The 14,168-nt window shown below is 60.9% G+C and carries 9 protein-coding genes and 1 rRNA gene; 7 read left to right on the top strand and 3 right to left on the bottom strand.

The window, feature by feature from the left end; all coding sequences use genetic code 11:
• Positions 1–24: 24 nt before the first annotated feature.
• Both dut and QUG03_RS10380 read left to right on the top strand, forming a co-directional pair.
• Entirely contained in the window at positions 25–480 is a 456-nt protein-coding gene (dut, locus tag QUG03_RS10385) for a dUTP diphosphatase (RefSeq protein WP_107798593.1), read from the top strand.
• 115 nt (positions 481–595) lie between these two features.
• Entirely contained in the window at positions 596–1,609 is a 1,014-nt protein-coding gene (locus tag QUG03_RS10380) for a GGDEF domain-containing protein (RefSeq protein ID WP_227104347.1), read from the top strand.
• Between the two features lie 214 nt (positions 1,610–1,823).
• On the opposite strand, the gene QUG03_RS10375 is transcribed toward QUG03_RS10380, so the two are convergent.
• Complete coding sequence (locus QUG03_RS10375) at positions 1,824–6,635, bottom strand: NAD-glutamate dehydrogenase (RefSeq protein WP_500819949.1); 4,812 nt, start codon at positions 6,633–6,635, stop codon at positions 1,824–1,826.
• A gap of 515 nt (positions 6,636–7,150) precedes the next feature.
• Here QUG03_RS10375 and QUG03_RS10370 point away from each other — a divergent pair.
• The 5 genes from QUG03_RS10370 to QUG03_RS10350 all read left to right on the top strand — a co-directional run bounded on the left by QUG03_RS10370 (position 7,151) and on the right by QUG03_RS10350 (position 11,408).
• Positions 7,151–7,915, top strand: a complete 765-nt coding sequence (locus tag QUG03_RS10370; protein ID WP_048407703.1) for an ABC transporter substrate-binding protein — start codon at positions 7,151–7,153, stop codon at positions 7,913–7,915.
• A gap of 164 nt (positions 7,916–8,079) precedes the next feature.
• Positions 8,080–8,769, top strand: coding sequence for an ABC transporter permease (locus QUG03_RS10365; RefSeq protein ID WP_107798590.1), 690 nt, complete (start codon positions 8,080–8,082; stop codon positions 8,767–8,769).
• Positions 8,766–9,497: an ABC transporter permease gene (locus tag QUG03_RS10360; protein ID WP_107798589.1), complete on the top strand. Its 732-nt coding sequence runs from the start codon at positions 8,766–8,768 to the stop codon at positions 9,495–9,497. The genes QUG03_RS10365 and QUG03_RS10360 overlap by 4 nt, the downstream gene beginning before the upstream one ends.
• Before the next feature lie 27 nt (positions 9,498–9,524).
• Positions 9,525–10,313 (top strand): ABC transporter ATP-binding protein, encoded by a 789-nt coding sequence (locus QUG03_RS10355; RefSeq protein ID WP_107798588.1) that lies wholly within the window; start codon positions 9,525–9,527, stop codon positions 10,311–10,313.
• Between the two features lie 90 nt (positions 10,314–10,403).
• A complete protein-coding gene (locus QUG03_RS10350; protein WP_107798587.1) occupies positions 10,404–11,408 on the top strand; it encodes a GlxA family transcriptional regulator in 1,005 nt (334 codons plus the stop codon).
• Positions 11,409–11,413: 5 nt separating this feature from the next.
• Here the strand turns inward: QUG03_RS10350 and QUG03_RS10345 are convergent, their stop codons facing one another.
• Positions 11,414–13,678: an ATP-binding protein gene (locus QUG03_RS10345; RefSeq protein WP_107798586.1), complete on the bottom strand. Its 2,265-nt coding sequence runs from the start codon at positions 13,676–13,678 to the stop codon at positions 11,414–11,416.
• Positions 13,679–13,878: 200 nt separating this feature from the next.
• Positions 13,879–13,993, bottom strand: a 5S ribosomal RNA gene (gene rrf, locus QUG03_RS10340).
• Positions 13,994–14,168: the final 175 nt, after the last annotated feature.

Genomic DNA, 14,168 nt, shown 5'->3' with positions numbered 1-14,168 from the left:
GCGCAGCCGACAGAAAGGACTCTCATGAAAAAACCCGTCATCGACGTCAAGATCTTGGACCCGCGTCTGAAACAGAACCTGCCCAACTACGCGACGCCGGGCTCCGCCGGGCTCGACCTGCGCGCCGCCATCGAGCAGGACATCACCATCGCTCCGGGCGAAACCCAGTTGATCCCCACCGGCATGGCCATCCATATCGCCAATCCCAACCTGGCCGCCATGCTGCTGCCGCGCTCCGGCCTGGGCCACAAGCACGGCATCGTGCTGGGCAATCTGGTGGGCCTGATCGACTCCGACTACCAGGGGCAGTTGTTCGTATCGGTCTGGAACCGCGGACACGAGCCGTTCCGGCTGACGCCGCTGGAACGCATCGCGCAGATGATCATCGTGCCCATCGTCCAGGTGGGCTTCAATATCGTCGACGACTTCGACAGCTCGGAACGCGGCGACGGCGGCTTCGGCAGCACCGGACGCAACTGAGGCCGGTCGCCGCGCGATTGCCTATACTCACACCGTAGCGCAGCCGGCCTCGCACGGCCGGCTTGCGCCGCGCACGCGACCACCGCCCTCAATCGCCGGCAAAGGATGTCCAGGCATGACGCAAGCCCCTCAAGAGGACGACAGCAAGCGGATTCTCGACAATCTGGTCGAACTCACCTCCCAGCGCGAACAGGACATGCTGGAAAGCAGCCTAGCCTCCACCTTGGTCGAGGTGATGCGGGTGGACAAGGTGGAGTTGTTCGCCTGTCGCTGGGTCAACGGCGTGCCCTACACCCGCCGGCGCCTGAGCGCCTCCTCCGTGGACGGCAAGACCCAGATTACGGAAACCGCCAACGACAGTTGGCTGCCGCCGCCCATCTTCCTTTACGACCTGCTCAACTCGCTGGACAGAGACGAGGGCATTTTCCGCATTCCCCACGGCCTATGCCTGCCCTTGCGTTGCATGGGCAGCATCGTGTCCCTGCTGGTCATCCATGTGACGGCGGAGCAAAAGGTCAACAAGGCCATGCTGAAAGCCATGGCCAGGATTCACGAAAACTTCCTGCGCCTGCTGTTCGAGGCGGACCGGGACATGCTCACCGCGCTGAACAATCGCCGTAAATTCGATTTGCGCCTGTTCAACCTGATGGCGGCGCAATTGCAATCCCCCGGCGAAAACCACGCCTGCACCTTGGCGCTGCTGGACGTCGACCATTTCAAGCAGGTCAACGACCAGTTCGGCCACATGGTGGGCGACGAGGTGCTGCTCTTGCTGGCGCAGCTGATGCAACAGTCGTTTCGCGAAGACGACAGCTTGTTCCGCTACGGCGGCGAGGAGTTCGCCATCATCTTCCAGGGCTTGCCTCCAAACGAAGCCGCGGTGGCGCTGGAGCGCTTCCGCCAGCGCGTCGAGCAATACTCGTTTCCCCAGGTGGGCCGCCTGACCGTCAGCCTGGGCTTCACCCGCATCCTGCCGCAGCTCTTGCCGGGCCAGTTGGTGGAACAGGCGGACCGGGCGCTGTATTACGCCAAAACGCATGGCCGCAACCTGGTATGCGGTTATGAAGAGCTGGTCGCCGGCGGCCAACTGGACAATGCGCAACGCTTTGGCGAGATCGATCTGTTCTAGGCGCCCGTTCAAAGCAGGCAAGCGGAACCCGCTCAAACCATCCAAGCCTTTCGAAGACGGTTTCAGCGCCCTTCGTCCTCCATCCTGCCGACGCGCGGCCCATCGTAAACAGATTCCAAATTTGCCCTGCCCCGCATCCCAAGCAGGTCCTCCGGACGCAAAAAAACCGGCTCCTAGGAGCCGGTTTTCAATTGACGCGATCCCTAACGGCCGATCAGGCCAGCAGGTGGTTGCTCAGTTCGCGCATGCCGGCCGACAGCATGGCCAGATCCAACACGCTGAACGACTGCAGCTCGGCGAACATCTGCGCGCACACCTCCACTTCGTGATGGCGCTTCTCCATCCACTGCTGCGCAAACGCTTCCGCGCCGGCGGCGTCCTGCAAGGCCTGCCCCGCCAAATTGCGATGCACGCGGTACAGGTCGTCGCGCAGCGCGGAGCGCGCCAGCGACTGCCAGCGGTTGTCGCGCGGCAGGCTGGTGATCGCGTCGCGCAGCCAATCCAGCTGCATCGCGTGGCCCAACTGGTAGTAGTTCTTGGCCAGCTGCTCCAGCGGCAATGTGCTGCCTTCACTGATTTCGATGATGTCCATCAACGGCACGGCGAACTCCAGACGCGCCAGCACCTGCGCCAGCGGCTGCGGCATGCCCGGCTGGCTCAGGCGCGCTTCCAGCGCCTCCACAGCCGGGTAGCTGCCGGAAGCGATCAGCTGAGGCAGTTGCGCCAACAGCGCCTTCACCTTGGCGGCGTACTGCTCGATCACGGCGTTCACCGAGGTGAACGGACGCTTGTTGCGCAACACCCAACGCGTCACGCGCTCCACCAGCGTGCGCACCAGCACCATCATTTCCACCTGATGATCCGCCGACACCTTGTTGTCCAGCGCTTCGATCTCGCTCCACAGGCGCTCGGCGTCGAACACGCGGCTGGCAATCCACCAGGCGCGGGCGATGTCGCCGGCGGAGAACGGAGACTCTTCCTGCATGCGGAACACGAAGGTGGTGCCCATGCGGTTGATGATCTGGTTGGCCAACTGGTTGGCGATGATCTCCCGCTTCAGCTGATGCTGCTGCATCTGCGCGCCAAAGCGCTGCTGCAGCGGTTTCGGGAAGTAATGGGTCAGGATGGACAGGAAGTCCGCGTCGTCCGGCACATCGGTCGCCAGAATCGCCTGATCCAGCGAAATCTTGCTGTAGGACAGCAGCACCGCGATTTCCGGCACGGTCAGACCCTGACGCGCCAGACGGCGCTCATTGATCTGGGTTTCGGACGGCAGGTACTCGATTTCGCGGTTCAGTTCGCCGGTTTTTTCCATGTGCGCGATCATGCGCGCATGGGTGGTCAGCATCGCAGCGGCCTCCTGGCGTTTGATCGCCAGGATCTGGGTCTGCTGGATATTGTTGCGCAACACCAGCTGCGCCACCTCGTCAGTCATTTCCGCCAACAGTTGATTGCGCTGCTTCAAGGTCATGTCGCCGGCCTGCATTACGCCGCCCAGCAGAATCTTGATGTTGACCTCGTGGTCGGAGCAGTCCACGCCGGCGGAGTTGTCGATGGCGTCGGTGGCGATGCGGCCGCCGTTCAGCGCGAACTCGACGCGTCCCAGCTGAGTGCACGTCAGGTTGCCGCCTTCGGCCACCACCCGGGCTTGCAAATCGCGGCCGTCGACGCGCACCGGATCGTTGGCGCGGTCGCGCGCGTCGGCGTGGCTTTGGCTGGACGCCTTGACGTAGGTGCCGATGCCGCCGTTGTACAGCAGATCAATCTTGGCCTTGAGGATCTCGTGGATCAGCTCGTTCGGCGCCATGCTGTCCTTGTCGGTCTCCAACCAGGCCTTCACTTCCGGCGACAGCGGGATGGACTTGGCCGAGCGTTCGAAGATGCCGCCGCCCTTGGAGATCAGCTCGCGCTTGTAATCGGTCCAGCTGGAACGCGGCAGTTTGAACAGACGCGCGCGCTCGGCGTAGCTCTTGGCCGCGTCCGGCGTCGGATCCAGGAAGATGTGCAGGTGATTGAACGCCGCTTTCAGGCAGATGTGCTCGGACAGCAGCATGCCGTTGCCGAACACGTCGCCGGCCATATCGCCGATGCCGATCACGCTGAAATCCTGCTCCTGGGTGTTGACGCCCAGGTGGCGGAAATGGCGCTTGACCGATTCCCAAGCGCCGCGGGCGGTAATGCCCATGCCCTTGTGGTCGTAACCCGCGGAACCGCCGGAGGCGAAGGCGTCGCCCAGCCAGAAGCCATAATCGGCGGAAATGCCGTTGGCGATGTCGGAGAAAGTGGCCGTGCCCTTGTCGGCCGCCACCACCAGGTACGGATCGTCCGGATCCAGGCGGCGCACATCCGCCGGTGGCACGATCTGGCCGTTCACCAGATTGTCGGTGACGTCCAGCAGCGCGGAGATGAAGATCTTGTAGCAGGCGACGCCTTCCGCCAGGAACGCCTCGCGGTCGCTAGGCGCCGGCAGTTGCTTGCCGACGAAGCCGCCTTTGGAGCCCATGGGCACGATCACCGAGTTCTTCACCATCTGCGCCTTCACCAGGCCCAGCACTTCGGTGCGGAAATCCTCCATGCGATCGGACCAGCGCAAGCCGCCGCGCGCCACTTTGGAGCCGCGCAGATGCACGCCTTCCACACGCGGGCTGTACACCCAGATTTCGAACATCGGGCGCGGCTGCGGCAGGAAGGGAAGCAGATTGGATTCCAGCTTGAACGAGATATAGGACTTGAACTCGCCGTCGGCGCCCTTCTGCCAGAAGTTGGTGCGGCGGGTGGCCAGGATCACCGACAGGAAACCGTTCAGAATGCGGTCTTCGTCCAGATTGGCCACGCCGTCCAGCTGCTCGCGCAGCTTGGCCAGCAAGGCGTCGGCGCGCGCGTCGTCGGCATGCGCCGGGTCCAGACGCACGGCGAACAGTTCAACCAGCAAGCGGGTGATGGCCGGGTAATTGGCCACGCACTGCTCGATGTAAGCCTGGCTGAAGGTCAGGCCGCCCTGGCGCAGGTACTTGGCCAAGGCGCGCACCAGCGAAATTTCACGCCAGTCCAACCCGGCCACCAGCGCCAGGCGGTTGAAGCCGTCGTTCTCGCAACGTTTGGCGAACACCTGGGTCAGCAGTTCCTGGAAGTCCTGCTGCACTTCTTCGCTGGCGATCTGCTCTTCCGCGGAGCCCACGTCCAGGCCGAAGTCGCTGATCCACACCTGACGGCCGTCCGCGCGCTGCACGCAGTACGGATGCTCGTCGCGGACCTTGACGCCCATGTTTTCCAAAATCGGCAGGCTGGCGGACAGGCCCAACGCCTCGCCTTCGCGGAACAGCTTCAGATTGAAAGCCGAGGCGCCGCGATGGAAGGGCCGGTACAACTTCATCGCCAGCGGGGAGTCGGCGTTGACCGATTCGATATGCTGGATGTCCAGCACCGCGTTGCGCACCGCGAACTCTTCGCGGTAAGCCACCGGGAAAGCGCCCTTGTAACGGTTGAACAGCGCGTTGCCCAGTTCTTCGCCGTGAGTTTCCACCAGCAGTTGATGCAGCTCTTCCACCCAGCCGCGCACCAGGCGGGCGATTTCGGCCTCGATGTCGGCCTCGTGGAATTCCGGCAATTTGGCGGCGTTGGTGCGGATGATGTAATGCACTCGTGCCAGCGAGCCGTCGCTGATCTGCACGCTGAACTCGGCGCTGGTGCCGTTGAAGGCGTTCATCAACACCTTCTCTATCTTCAGGCGCACTTCGGTGTTGAAGCTGTCGCGCGGCACGTAGACCAGGCAGCTGACGTAGCGGTGGTAGCGGTCTTTGCGCACGAACAGGCGCACGCGCGGGCGTTCCTGCAGGCTGACGATGCCCTCGGAGATCGGTCCCAACACCTCGGCCGGGATTTCGAACAGCTCGTCGCGCGGATAGGCCTCCAGCACAAAGCTCAAGGTCTTGGATTTATAGCTGTCGTCCACGTAGTCGCAGTTGCTGACCACGGTCGCCACTTTCTGGCGCAGGATGGGCACGTCCTTGGGGGAGTCCTGGTAGGCGCTGGCGGTGTACAGGCCCAGGAAGCGGCGCTCGCCTATCACTTCGCCCTTGTCGTTGAAACGCTTGATGCCGACAAAATCGATGTAGGCCGGGCGGTGAATGATGGAGCGGGTCTGCGATTTGTTCAGAATGATCAGTTGCGGCAGGTGAGCCAGTTCACGCAGCTCCTGCGGCAGCTGTTCGAAGCTGGCGGAGTATTCCTTGTCGCCCTGGTCCTTCAAGATGCCCAGACCGGAGGTTTTGACGATCTTCAGGCTGTCCTTGCCGTTGCGGCGCACCAGGTCGTAATCGCAATACCCCATGAACAGGAAGTTGCGCTTGGACATCCAGGCCAGGAAGTCCACCGCCTCCTTGGCTTCCGCCGCGCGTTTGCCCTTGACCAGAGACAGGTCCTTGCTGATGTCGGCCAACACTTCGCGCATCTTGGGCTCGTCGCTCACCACCAGGCGGATGTCTACGATCACGCGGTTCAAATCCGCTTCCAGCTGCTTCAGCACCGCCGGATCGGTGACTCGGTCAATCTGCACGTGGATGAAGGACTCCAGCGGCAGGCTGCGGTCCTCGGTGCGCTTGACCGCCTGGATCGCGCCGTTCTTGTCGCGGCCCACCGACAGCACCGGGTGCACCAGCAGGTGCAGGTTCAGGCTATGGCGCGACAGCAGCATGGTGATGGAGTCGATCAGGAACGGCATATCGTCGTTGACCACTTCAATCACGGTATGGGTGCTTTGCCAACCGTCTCGCTCGAAATCCGGGTTGTAAATGCGCGCCTTGTGCTGACCGGCCGCGCGCTTGGCGCCGAACGCGTAATGCGCCGACGCGGCGCCGAACAAATCCAGCGACGAAAACTGTCTAAGGTCGGCATGCTCGGCTTCCTCGAAGTAGATCGGGAAGAAGGGTTCGAGCTGGTGTTTCTCCTTTTCGGAAAGCTTGGTCTCTGCTACAGCCTGAATATCGGCGATCAGGCTCGCGAGTTCGGTCTTATTGGTAAGCGACATGTTGCTTCTCTTGTTGTGTGCACGGAGTGTGTCGAGGCATTGTAGATACCCCCTTCATGCCGGGATTTCCTTAATGCGACGTGGACGTACATTTTCATGGAAAAGCCTGTTCGTCCCCATCGAATGCCACAGGGATAAATCGTGGCGAACGCCACTTTTAGCCTTATAGCAATGCGACGGCGGCTTACAAGTTTCTCTCCCAGCCCCACATTGTACACAAGTCCAAAAAAGAAATATAAGTCATTGATTTTTCATACATTTCACATGAGGCAAGAATATCGGTTAAAATACGAACACTTGCTCACACCGATTGCCAGACAATGGCCCCATCTTGCGCACGGCGGATAACCGTTGCAAGCTGCGGCCAACTACTGGCAAAAGTAGAAAAAACTACAATGGTTCCGGCTTGGGCGAGACACCGTGAGCAGCCTCGTTCCAAGCGCCGGGTTTACAAGCTTGGGTTTGCGTTCGTCGCAACGACGCGAACACCCGATAGAGAAGTAGAAATCCACGCCATGAAAAAAGTCCTGATCGCCTCCGCAGCGGCAGCTCTGCTGTCCGGTTTTTCCGTCCAAGCAGAGACTCTGCGTTTTGGGGTTGACCTCAATTACCCGCCGTTCTCCAAACAAGGCGCCGATGGCAAGCCGCAAGGCTTCGACATCGACATGGCCAATGCCCTTTGCGCCGCCATGAAAGTCAGCTGTCAAATCGTTCCGCAAGACTGGGACGGCCTGATTCCCGCCCTCAACGCCAACAAGTTCGACGCCATCCTGTCCTCGATGCAAATCACCGAGGAGCGCAAGAAAGCCGTCGACTTCAGCCGCAAGTACTACAACATCGCCAGCCGCATCGTCGCCAAATCCGGCACCGCCGTTGACCAGAACAGCTTCAAGGGCAAGAAGATCGGCGTGCTGCGCGCCTCCACTCAGGAAAAGTTCGCCAAGGACTACTGGGGCAAATCCGGCGCCACCATCGTGCCGTACGCCAAGTCGCCCGAGTCCTTCCTTGACCTGAAGTCCGGCCGTGTTGACGCCGTCTTCGTCGATGGCGCAGTCGGCGATCAAGAGTTCCTGAAAACCGCCAACGGCAAGGGCTACGCCTTTGTCGGCCCGAACTACGCCGACGTCAAATACTTCGGCCTGGGCGCGGGCATCGCCGTCAAGAAAGGCAATAAGGCGCTGGCCGAACGCCTGAACAAGGCGATTGATCAGGTGCGCAAGGACGGCAGCTACAAGAAAGTCCAAGACAAGTACTTCAGCTTCGACGTCTACGGCGGCTAAACCCCTCGTAACCGCATCCGTCCCGGCCAAGCGCCCCAGGCGCTGGGCGGCTTGCTGCCGCCCGCACCGCGCGCCTCGCCGGGACTTTTTTGTTCGGCCGTTCCCCCAGCGGCCGAGCAAGGACCGGCCTTGCGCGCAAGGCTGATGAATGAGGCAGTAACACCATGTTTTTGCAAGGTTACCTTCCCAGCATATTGCAAGGAGCAGTGCTCACATTGCAGCTGGCCGGCTCAGCACTGCTCGTATCCATCGTGCTGGGCCTGATTGGCGCGCTGTTCAAATCCGCTCATTCCAAACCGCTGGTCTGGCTGGCGGAACTCTATTCCACCGTGGTCCGAGGCGTGCCCGATTTGGTCTGGATGTTTCTGCTGTTCTTCGGCGTCCAGATGATGATCAACGACCTCTGCGGCCGCATGGGCTGGGAAAGTCCCAATATCGATCCCTTCGTCGCCGGCGTGCTGACCCTGGGCTTCATCTTCGGCGCTTATATGACGGAAACCTTCCGCGGCGCGATGATGGCGGTGCCCAAAGGACAGATGGAGGCCGGCATGGCCTACGGCATGACGCCGCTGCGCGTGTTCTTCCGCATCACCGTTCCGCAGATGATTCGCTTCGCCCTGCCCAGTTTCTCCAATAACTGGCTGGTGCTGGTCAAATCCACCGCCCTGGTTTCGGTCATCGGCCTGAACGACGTGATGTATCGCGCCGACGCGGCCAAATCCACCACCCAGGAACCCTTCACCGTCTATCTGATCGTGGGCCTGCTGTTCCTGGCGATCACCGGGGTGTCCAATCTGCTGTTGGGCAAACTGGAAAAACGCTATTCGCTGGGCGTCAAGGAGAGCGGACTGTGATCGACTTCCAACTGATTCTGGACAAGCTGCCCGCCTTCTTCGGCGGCGGAGACGGCAACGCCGTCATGAGCAGCCGCGACGGCTTGGTGATGACGCTGGAACTGCTGTTCATCTCCCTTATTCTGGGCATGGCGATGGCCGTCCCGATGGCGCTGATGCAAGTCTCCAAAAACCGGCTGGCCTCCGGCGCGGTCCGCGTTTACGGCTATGTCTTCCGCGGCACGCCGCTCTTGGTCCAGCTGTTCATCATTTATTACGGTCTGGCCCAGTTTGGCTGGATCCGCGACAGCTGGGCCTGGCACTACCTGCAGGAAGCCTATTTCTGCGCCATCCTCGCCTTCACCCTGAACACAGCGGCCTACACCACCGAAATCATCGCCGGCCAGATCCGCAACACCCACTGGGGCGAGATCGAAGCCGCCCAGGCCATGGGCATGAGCAAATGGCTGATGATGCGCCGCATTGTGCTGCCCTCAGCGCTGCGCCGCGCTTTGCCCGCCTACAGCAATGAAGTCATCATGATGCTGCAAAGCACCGCCATCGCCGGCCTGGTCACTCTGGCGGACATCACCGGCGTGGCTCGCCGCATCTACGCGGACAGTTACATGGCTTTCGAGCCCTTCCTCACCGCAGGCGCCATTTACCTTGCGCTCACCTTCCTGCTGGTCTGGTTGATGAAGCAGGCGGAAAAACGCTGGCTGGCCTATTTGGCGCCACGCAAGCACTAATGCGGATAGCGATACAGGAACACCATCATGCACACCCCCACCGATAAGAATCTGAAGCTGCAAGTCAGCGATCTGCATAAGAGCTACGGCTCGCACGAAGTTCTGAAGGGCGTGTCGCTGACCGCTCACGCCGGCGACGTCATCAGCATTATCGGCTCCTCCGGCTCAGGCAAAAGCACCTTTCTGCGCTGCATCAACATGCTGGAGCAGCCCAATAGCGGCCGCATTCTCGCCGCCGGCGAAGAGCTCAAGCTGGTATCCGATCGCAAGACCGGCGCGCTCAAGGCCGCCGACGCCAATCAGCTGGCGCGCATCCGCACCAAGCTGGCCATGGTGTTCCAGCACTTCAATCTATGGGCGCACATGACGGTGCTGGAAAACATCGTCGAAGCACCCATTCACGTGCTGGGACTCAGCCGGGACGAAGCCTGCGCCCGCGCCCGCAAATACCTGGACAAGGTCGGCCTGCGCGGCGTCGAAGACAAGTATCCGGCCCATATGTCCGGCGGCCAGCAGCAGCGGGTCGCCATCGCCCGCGCACTGGCGATGGAACCGGAAGTGATGCTGTTCGACGAACCCACCTCGGCGCTGGACCCGGAACTGGTCGGCGAAGTGCTGCGCGTGATGAAAGACCTGGCCGGCGAAGGCCGCACCATGGTGGTGGTCACCCACGAAATGGGCTTCGCCCGCGAAGTGTCCAATCACGTCATCTTCCTGCACCAGGGCCGGATAGAGGAGCAAGGTCACCCCAAGGAAGTGCTGATCCGCCCGCAAAGCGAGCGATTGGTACAATTCCTCTCCGGCAGCCTGAAATAAATCGTACAATAGGAGAATGTCGCACACCATGCCGGCCTCATGCCCGGCATGGTGTGTTTTTGTAATCTCCACCCTTCGCCGCGAAAACCAATGGGTCAGCATCCGTCCCACCCCGCCAAGCCTCTGCGCTACGGCTTCCTGCTCTTGCCCCATGCCTCGATGGCGGATTACGCCATCGCCTCCGAGGTTCTGCTGCACGCCAATTGGCTGGCGGAGAAAAAACTCTACGAAACCCTGCTGCTTTCCCTGGACGGACAAGCGGTGCCGCTTTCCAACGGCACGCGGCTGGCGGTGGATCTGCCGCTGGACGGCGCCCCCAAGCTGGATTGCCTGCTGATCCTAGCCGACGACATCAATCCCGACTTCAGCCTGGACGTCCTGAGCAAGGGGCTCACCGCCTGCGGTCCGGATAAAATCCAACTGGGCGGCATCGGCTGCGGCAGCTATTGGCTGGCCCGCACCGGACACTTCAACGGCCTGCGCGCAACGATACACTGGCGCGAGATCAGCCGTTTCACCGAAGAGTTTCCGGACATCATCACCTCGTCCAATCTATTTGAAATCGACGGCAAACGCCTCAGCTGCGCAGGCGGAGCGGCCACCTTTGATTTCATGCTGACCCAGGTTGGCAATCAGCACGGCCACGAATTTGTCGCTCAGCTGTCGGAACTGTTCAGCATGGAACGCATCCGTCCTGGCAATGAACGCCAACGCATCCCCCTGGCCACCCGCATCGGCGGCAGCCAGCCCAAGTTGACGGAAGCGGTCAGCCTGATGGAGGCCAATATCGAAGAGCCGCTGAGCACCGACGACATCGCCTACTATGTCGGCGTCTCCCGACGCCAGCTGGAACGGCTGTTCAAACAATACCTGAGCACGGTGCCGTCCAAATACTACCTGGAGTTGCGCCTGAGCCGAGCGCGCCAGCTATTGCAGCAAACCAGCAAATCCATCGTACAGATCGGTCTGGCCTGCGGCTTCTCCAGCGGCCCCCATTTCTCCAGCACCTACCGCAACCATTTCGGCATCACCCCGCGCGAAGAACGCTCGCATCGCACGCAGACCGCGTCGCCGGCTCCGGCCCCCAAGAGCTAGCACCGTCAAACACCGGCGCCGCAACCGTCAGGCGAGGGCACCGGAGCACGCTCCGGCTCGCCTTGGCGCGACAAAGGCAACTCGATCCGGAAGCAAGCGCCGCTGGCCGGGATGTTTTCCGCCGAGATCAGGCCACCGTACTGCTCCACAATCGTCTGGCAGATGGACAAGCCCAGCCCCATTCCGTTTGGCTTGGTTGAAAAGAACGGATGGAACAGCACCTCCAATGAACTCGGCGTAATGCCGCGACCGGTGTCCCGCACCTCCAGAATCGCTTTCTTGCCTTCTCGCCGGGTATGCACAATCACATGGCGCTTCATCATCGGCTCGTCGCGCAAGGCGTCCATCGCGTTTGACAGCAGATTCAGCACCACCTGCTCCAACTGAATGCTGTCGGCCAACACCGCCACCGGGTAACCCGACAACAGCTGAACCACCTCGATGCCGCGCTCCTTCAGATCGTACTCGGCCAGGAACATGCAATTGCCCACCACCTGGTTCAAATCGATCAGCCGCGTCTCGATCGCGCGCTTGCTGACCAAGGCGCGCAAGCGCTTGATGATCTCCCCCGCCCGCTCAGCCTGTGCCACCGCCAAACGCAGCGCCGCGTTCACCTGGGCCGGCGCCTCCTCAACCCCCTCCAGCAACTGAATGCTGGCCTGGCAATAATTAGCGATCGCCGTCAGAGGCTGATTCAGCTCATGCGCGATGCCGGACGCCATTTCGCCCATCGTATGCAGCCGGGCCACATGGGACAATTTCTCCAAATGCTCTTTGACTTTGCTCTCGCTGGCCTCCAACGCCGCCACCGTGCGTTGCCGCAAAGGCCCCAGGTCGCGCAAGGCGCACACCACGCCGATCAGCCCCCCTTCCCGCGAGAACAACGGCGATACCCCACCCTCCACCGAACGAATCTGACCTCGCGCCGACGTCAGCTGCATCCTCTCCGCCAATACCACCGGCTGCGCGGTCCGGAAACACTCTCGGATCGGATCCTCCGCCAGCTCCGCGGCCAACTCGGCCTGCAAGTGGAACACCTCGTGGCAGACGCGGCCAACCACCTCCTCCGCCGCCATGCCCATCAACTCCAAGGCCATCGGGTTTGCCAGCTCGATCGCATGGTCCTGGCGCAGAATGATCACCCCGTCATGAATCGCGCTCAGGGTGACGGACGCCCGTTCACTCTGCAGGAAGATCGCCTCATCCGATTGCTGACGCTCATGCCGCAAAGCCATTCTTTGCAAGTGAACCAGGCCGGCAAACACGAAGAAAGCCAGCAACAAAGACTGCTGCCACAGCCAAGGCAACAACGCCAAGTCCGTCACTCTGACATCCCGAGCCACGCCCAGCACAAAAGGCTGGGCCACGCTGGACAGCGGAAGCCGAGCCTCCAGCCTACGCAACACCGGCCACCAATCACGCTCGGATGAAGTATGCAGGCGCTGAAACAAGGGCGCGCCCGGCGCAAGGACCCCGTCCTGGTACAGGGTCAAGTCCAATCCAGGCAACAAGCGCTCCAGGGCCGGCGCCTGCAATAGGCGATCGCAAAACACCACCAGCCCCACCACGCCCACCAATTTGCCCGGTGCCTTCTCCCTATCTTCGAACAAGGGCTGGAACAAGAAATAAGCGCGTCCACCGCCCTCGTGCAACTCGAACGCGCCGCTGGCCACTCGCTGCCCAGTCTCCAAGGCCCTGCTCAAGGCCGGCCGGAAATAAGCATCGCCCAAAATATCGTAGCCAAACATCGGACCGGCTTCCGGCCGATCCGGCTCCAGCATGGAAATCACCAATGACTGCGGACGCACGGCGGCCGGCCGCCATGCCCGATTGCCCGCCACGTCGAAATCGCGAATGTAAAAGGTCGCGCCAAACTTGCCGCTCATCTGGCGCAAGAAGAGCGGCCTCTCCTCCAAGGGCACGCTTTGAAAAAAGATAAAGGAATGAAGCTGCGGATAATGGGGCAATAGCTCGCGCGCAAAGGTGGACAGCTCAGATGCCTCAAATGGCCGACTTGCCGCCATCAGCGCATCCACGGAAGACAGCACCGACTCATTTTGGTCCAGCTTGCGCGCCACCATTGCATGCGCCCGCTGCGCCACTGATTCGAACTCGTCCCTCAGACGCTGCAGTTCCCCCATCCCCCACAGCACCGTCACCAACAAGGCGCAGAGAGCCCAGGCCAATACAAATAAATGCACACCATCCCGCCTGAAGTTTCTCAAAATTCCCGCCTCGATTCCCGATCTTGATGCTGGAATTCTATTCATAACCAATAGGTTCTGCTGAGTAATTAGCCGAAATTTCAGTAAAAATAAGTGAAAACACAGCCACAAAAAGAACAATGGCTTAATAATCAAGGAGAAAGCTAAAGAATGGGGAAAGACAGGGAGAGAGTTCGATCGCGCCGTCTGGCGAGCAGCACAATGCATAAAGCCCAGCTCGATTGAGCTGGGCTTTGCAATGGGGCGTCTGGCGGTGTCCTACTTTCACATGGCGAATGCCACACTATCATCGGCGCTAAGGCGTTTCACGGTCCTGTTCGGGATGGGAAGGCGTGGGACCACCTCGCTATGGCCACCAGACATAAACTGGTACAAACTTGAAGAAGCCTGGGATGGTTCACACCACCCCGCATATATTCGGTATTCAATTGTGTCGCACAACACTATCTCGTCACTCGGTTTCCCAAGCCACTCAAATGATAGGATCAAGCCTCACGAGCAATTAGTATCGGTTAGCTTAACGCCTCACAGCGCT

The sequence above is a fragment of the Chromobacterium sp. CCUG 30098 genome (assembly GCF_059916605.1).
This window is presented reverse-complemented; position numbering and strand designations above follow the sequence as displayed.

Coding starts and splice junctions, on each gene's coding strand:
- dut (WP_107798593.1), top strand. CDS start 25: ATGAAAAAACCCGTCATCGACGTCAAGATCTTGGACCCGCGTCTGAAA.
- QUG03_RS10380 (WP_227104347.1), top strand. CDS start 596: ATGACGCAAGCCCCTCAAGAGGACGACAGCAAGCGGATTCTCGACAAT.
- QUG03_RS10375 (WP_500819949.1), bottom strand. CDS start 6,635: ATGTCGCTTACCAATAAGACCGAACTCGCGAGCCTGATCGCCGATATT.
- QUG03_RS10370 (WP_048407703.1), top strand. CDS start 7,151: ATGAAAAAAGTCCTGATCGCCTCCGCAGCGGCAGCTCTGCTGTCCGGT.
- QUG03_RS10365 (WP_107798590.1), top strand. CDS start 8,080: ATGTTTTTGCAAGGTTACCTTCCCAGCATATTGCAAGGAGCAGTGCTC.
- QUG03_RS10355 (WP_107798588.1), top strand. CDS start 9,525: ATGCACACCCCCACCGATAAGAATCTGAAGCTGCAAGTCAGCGATCTG.
- QUG03_RS10350 (WP_107798587.1), top strand. CDS start 10,404: ATGGGTCAGCATCCGTCCCACCCCGCCAAGCCTCTGCGCTACGGCTTC.
- QUG03_RS10345 (WP_107798586.1), bottom strand. CDS start 13,678: ATGAATAGAATTCCAGCATCAAGATCGGGAATCGAGGCGGGAATTTTG.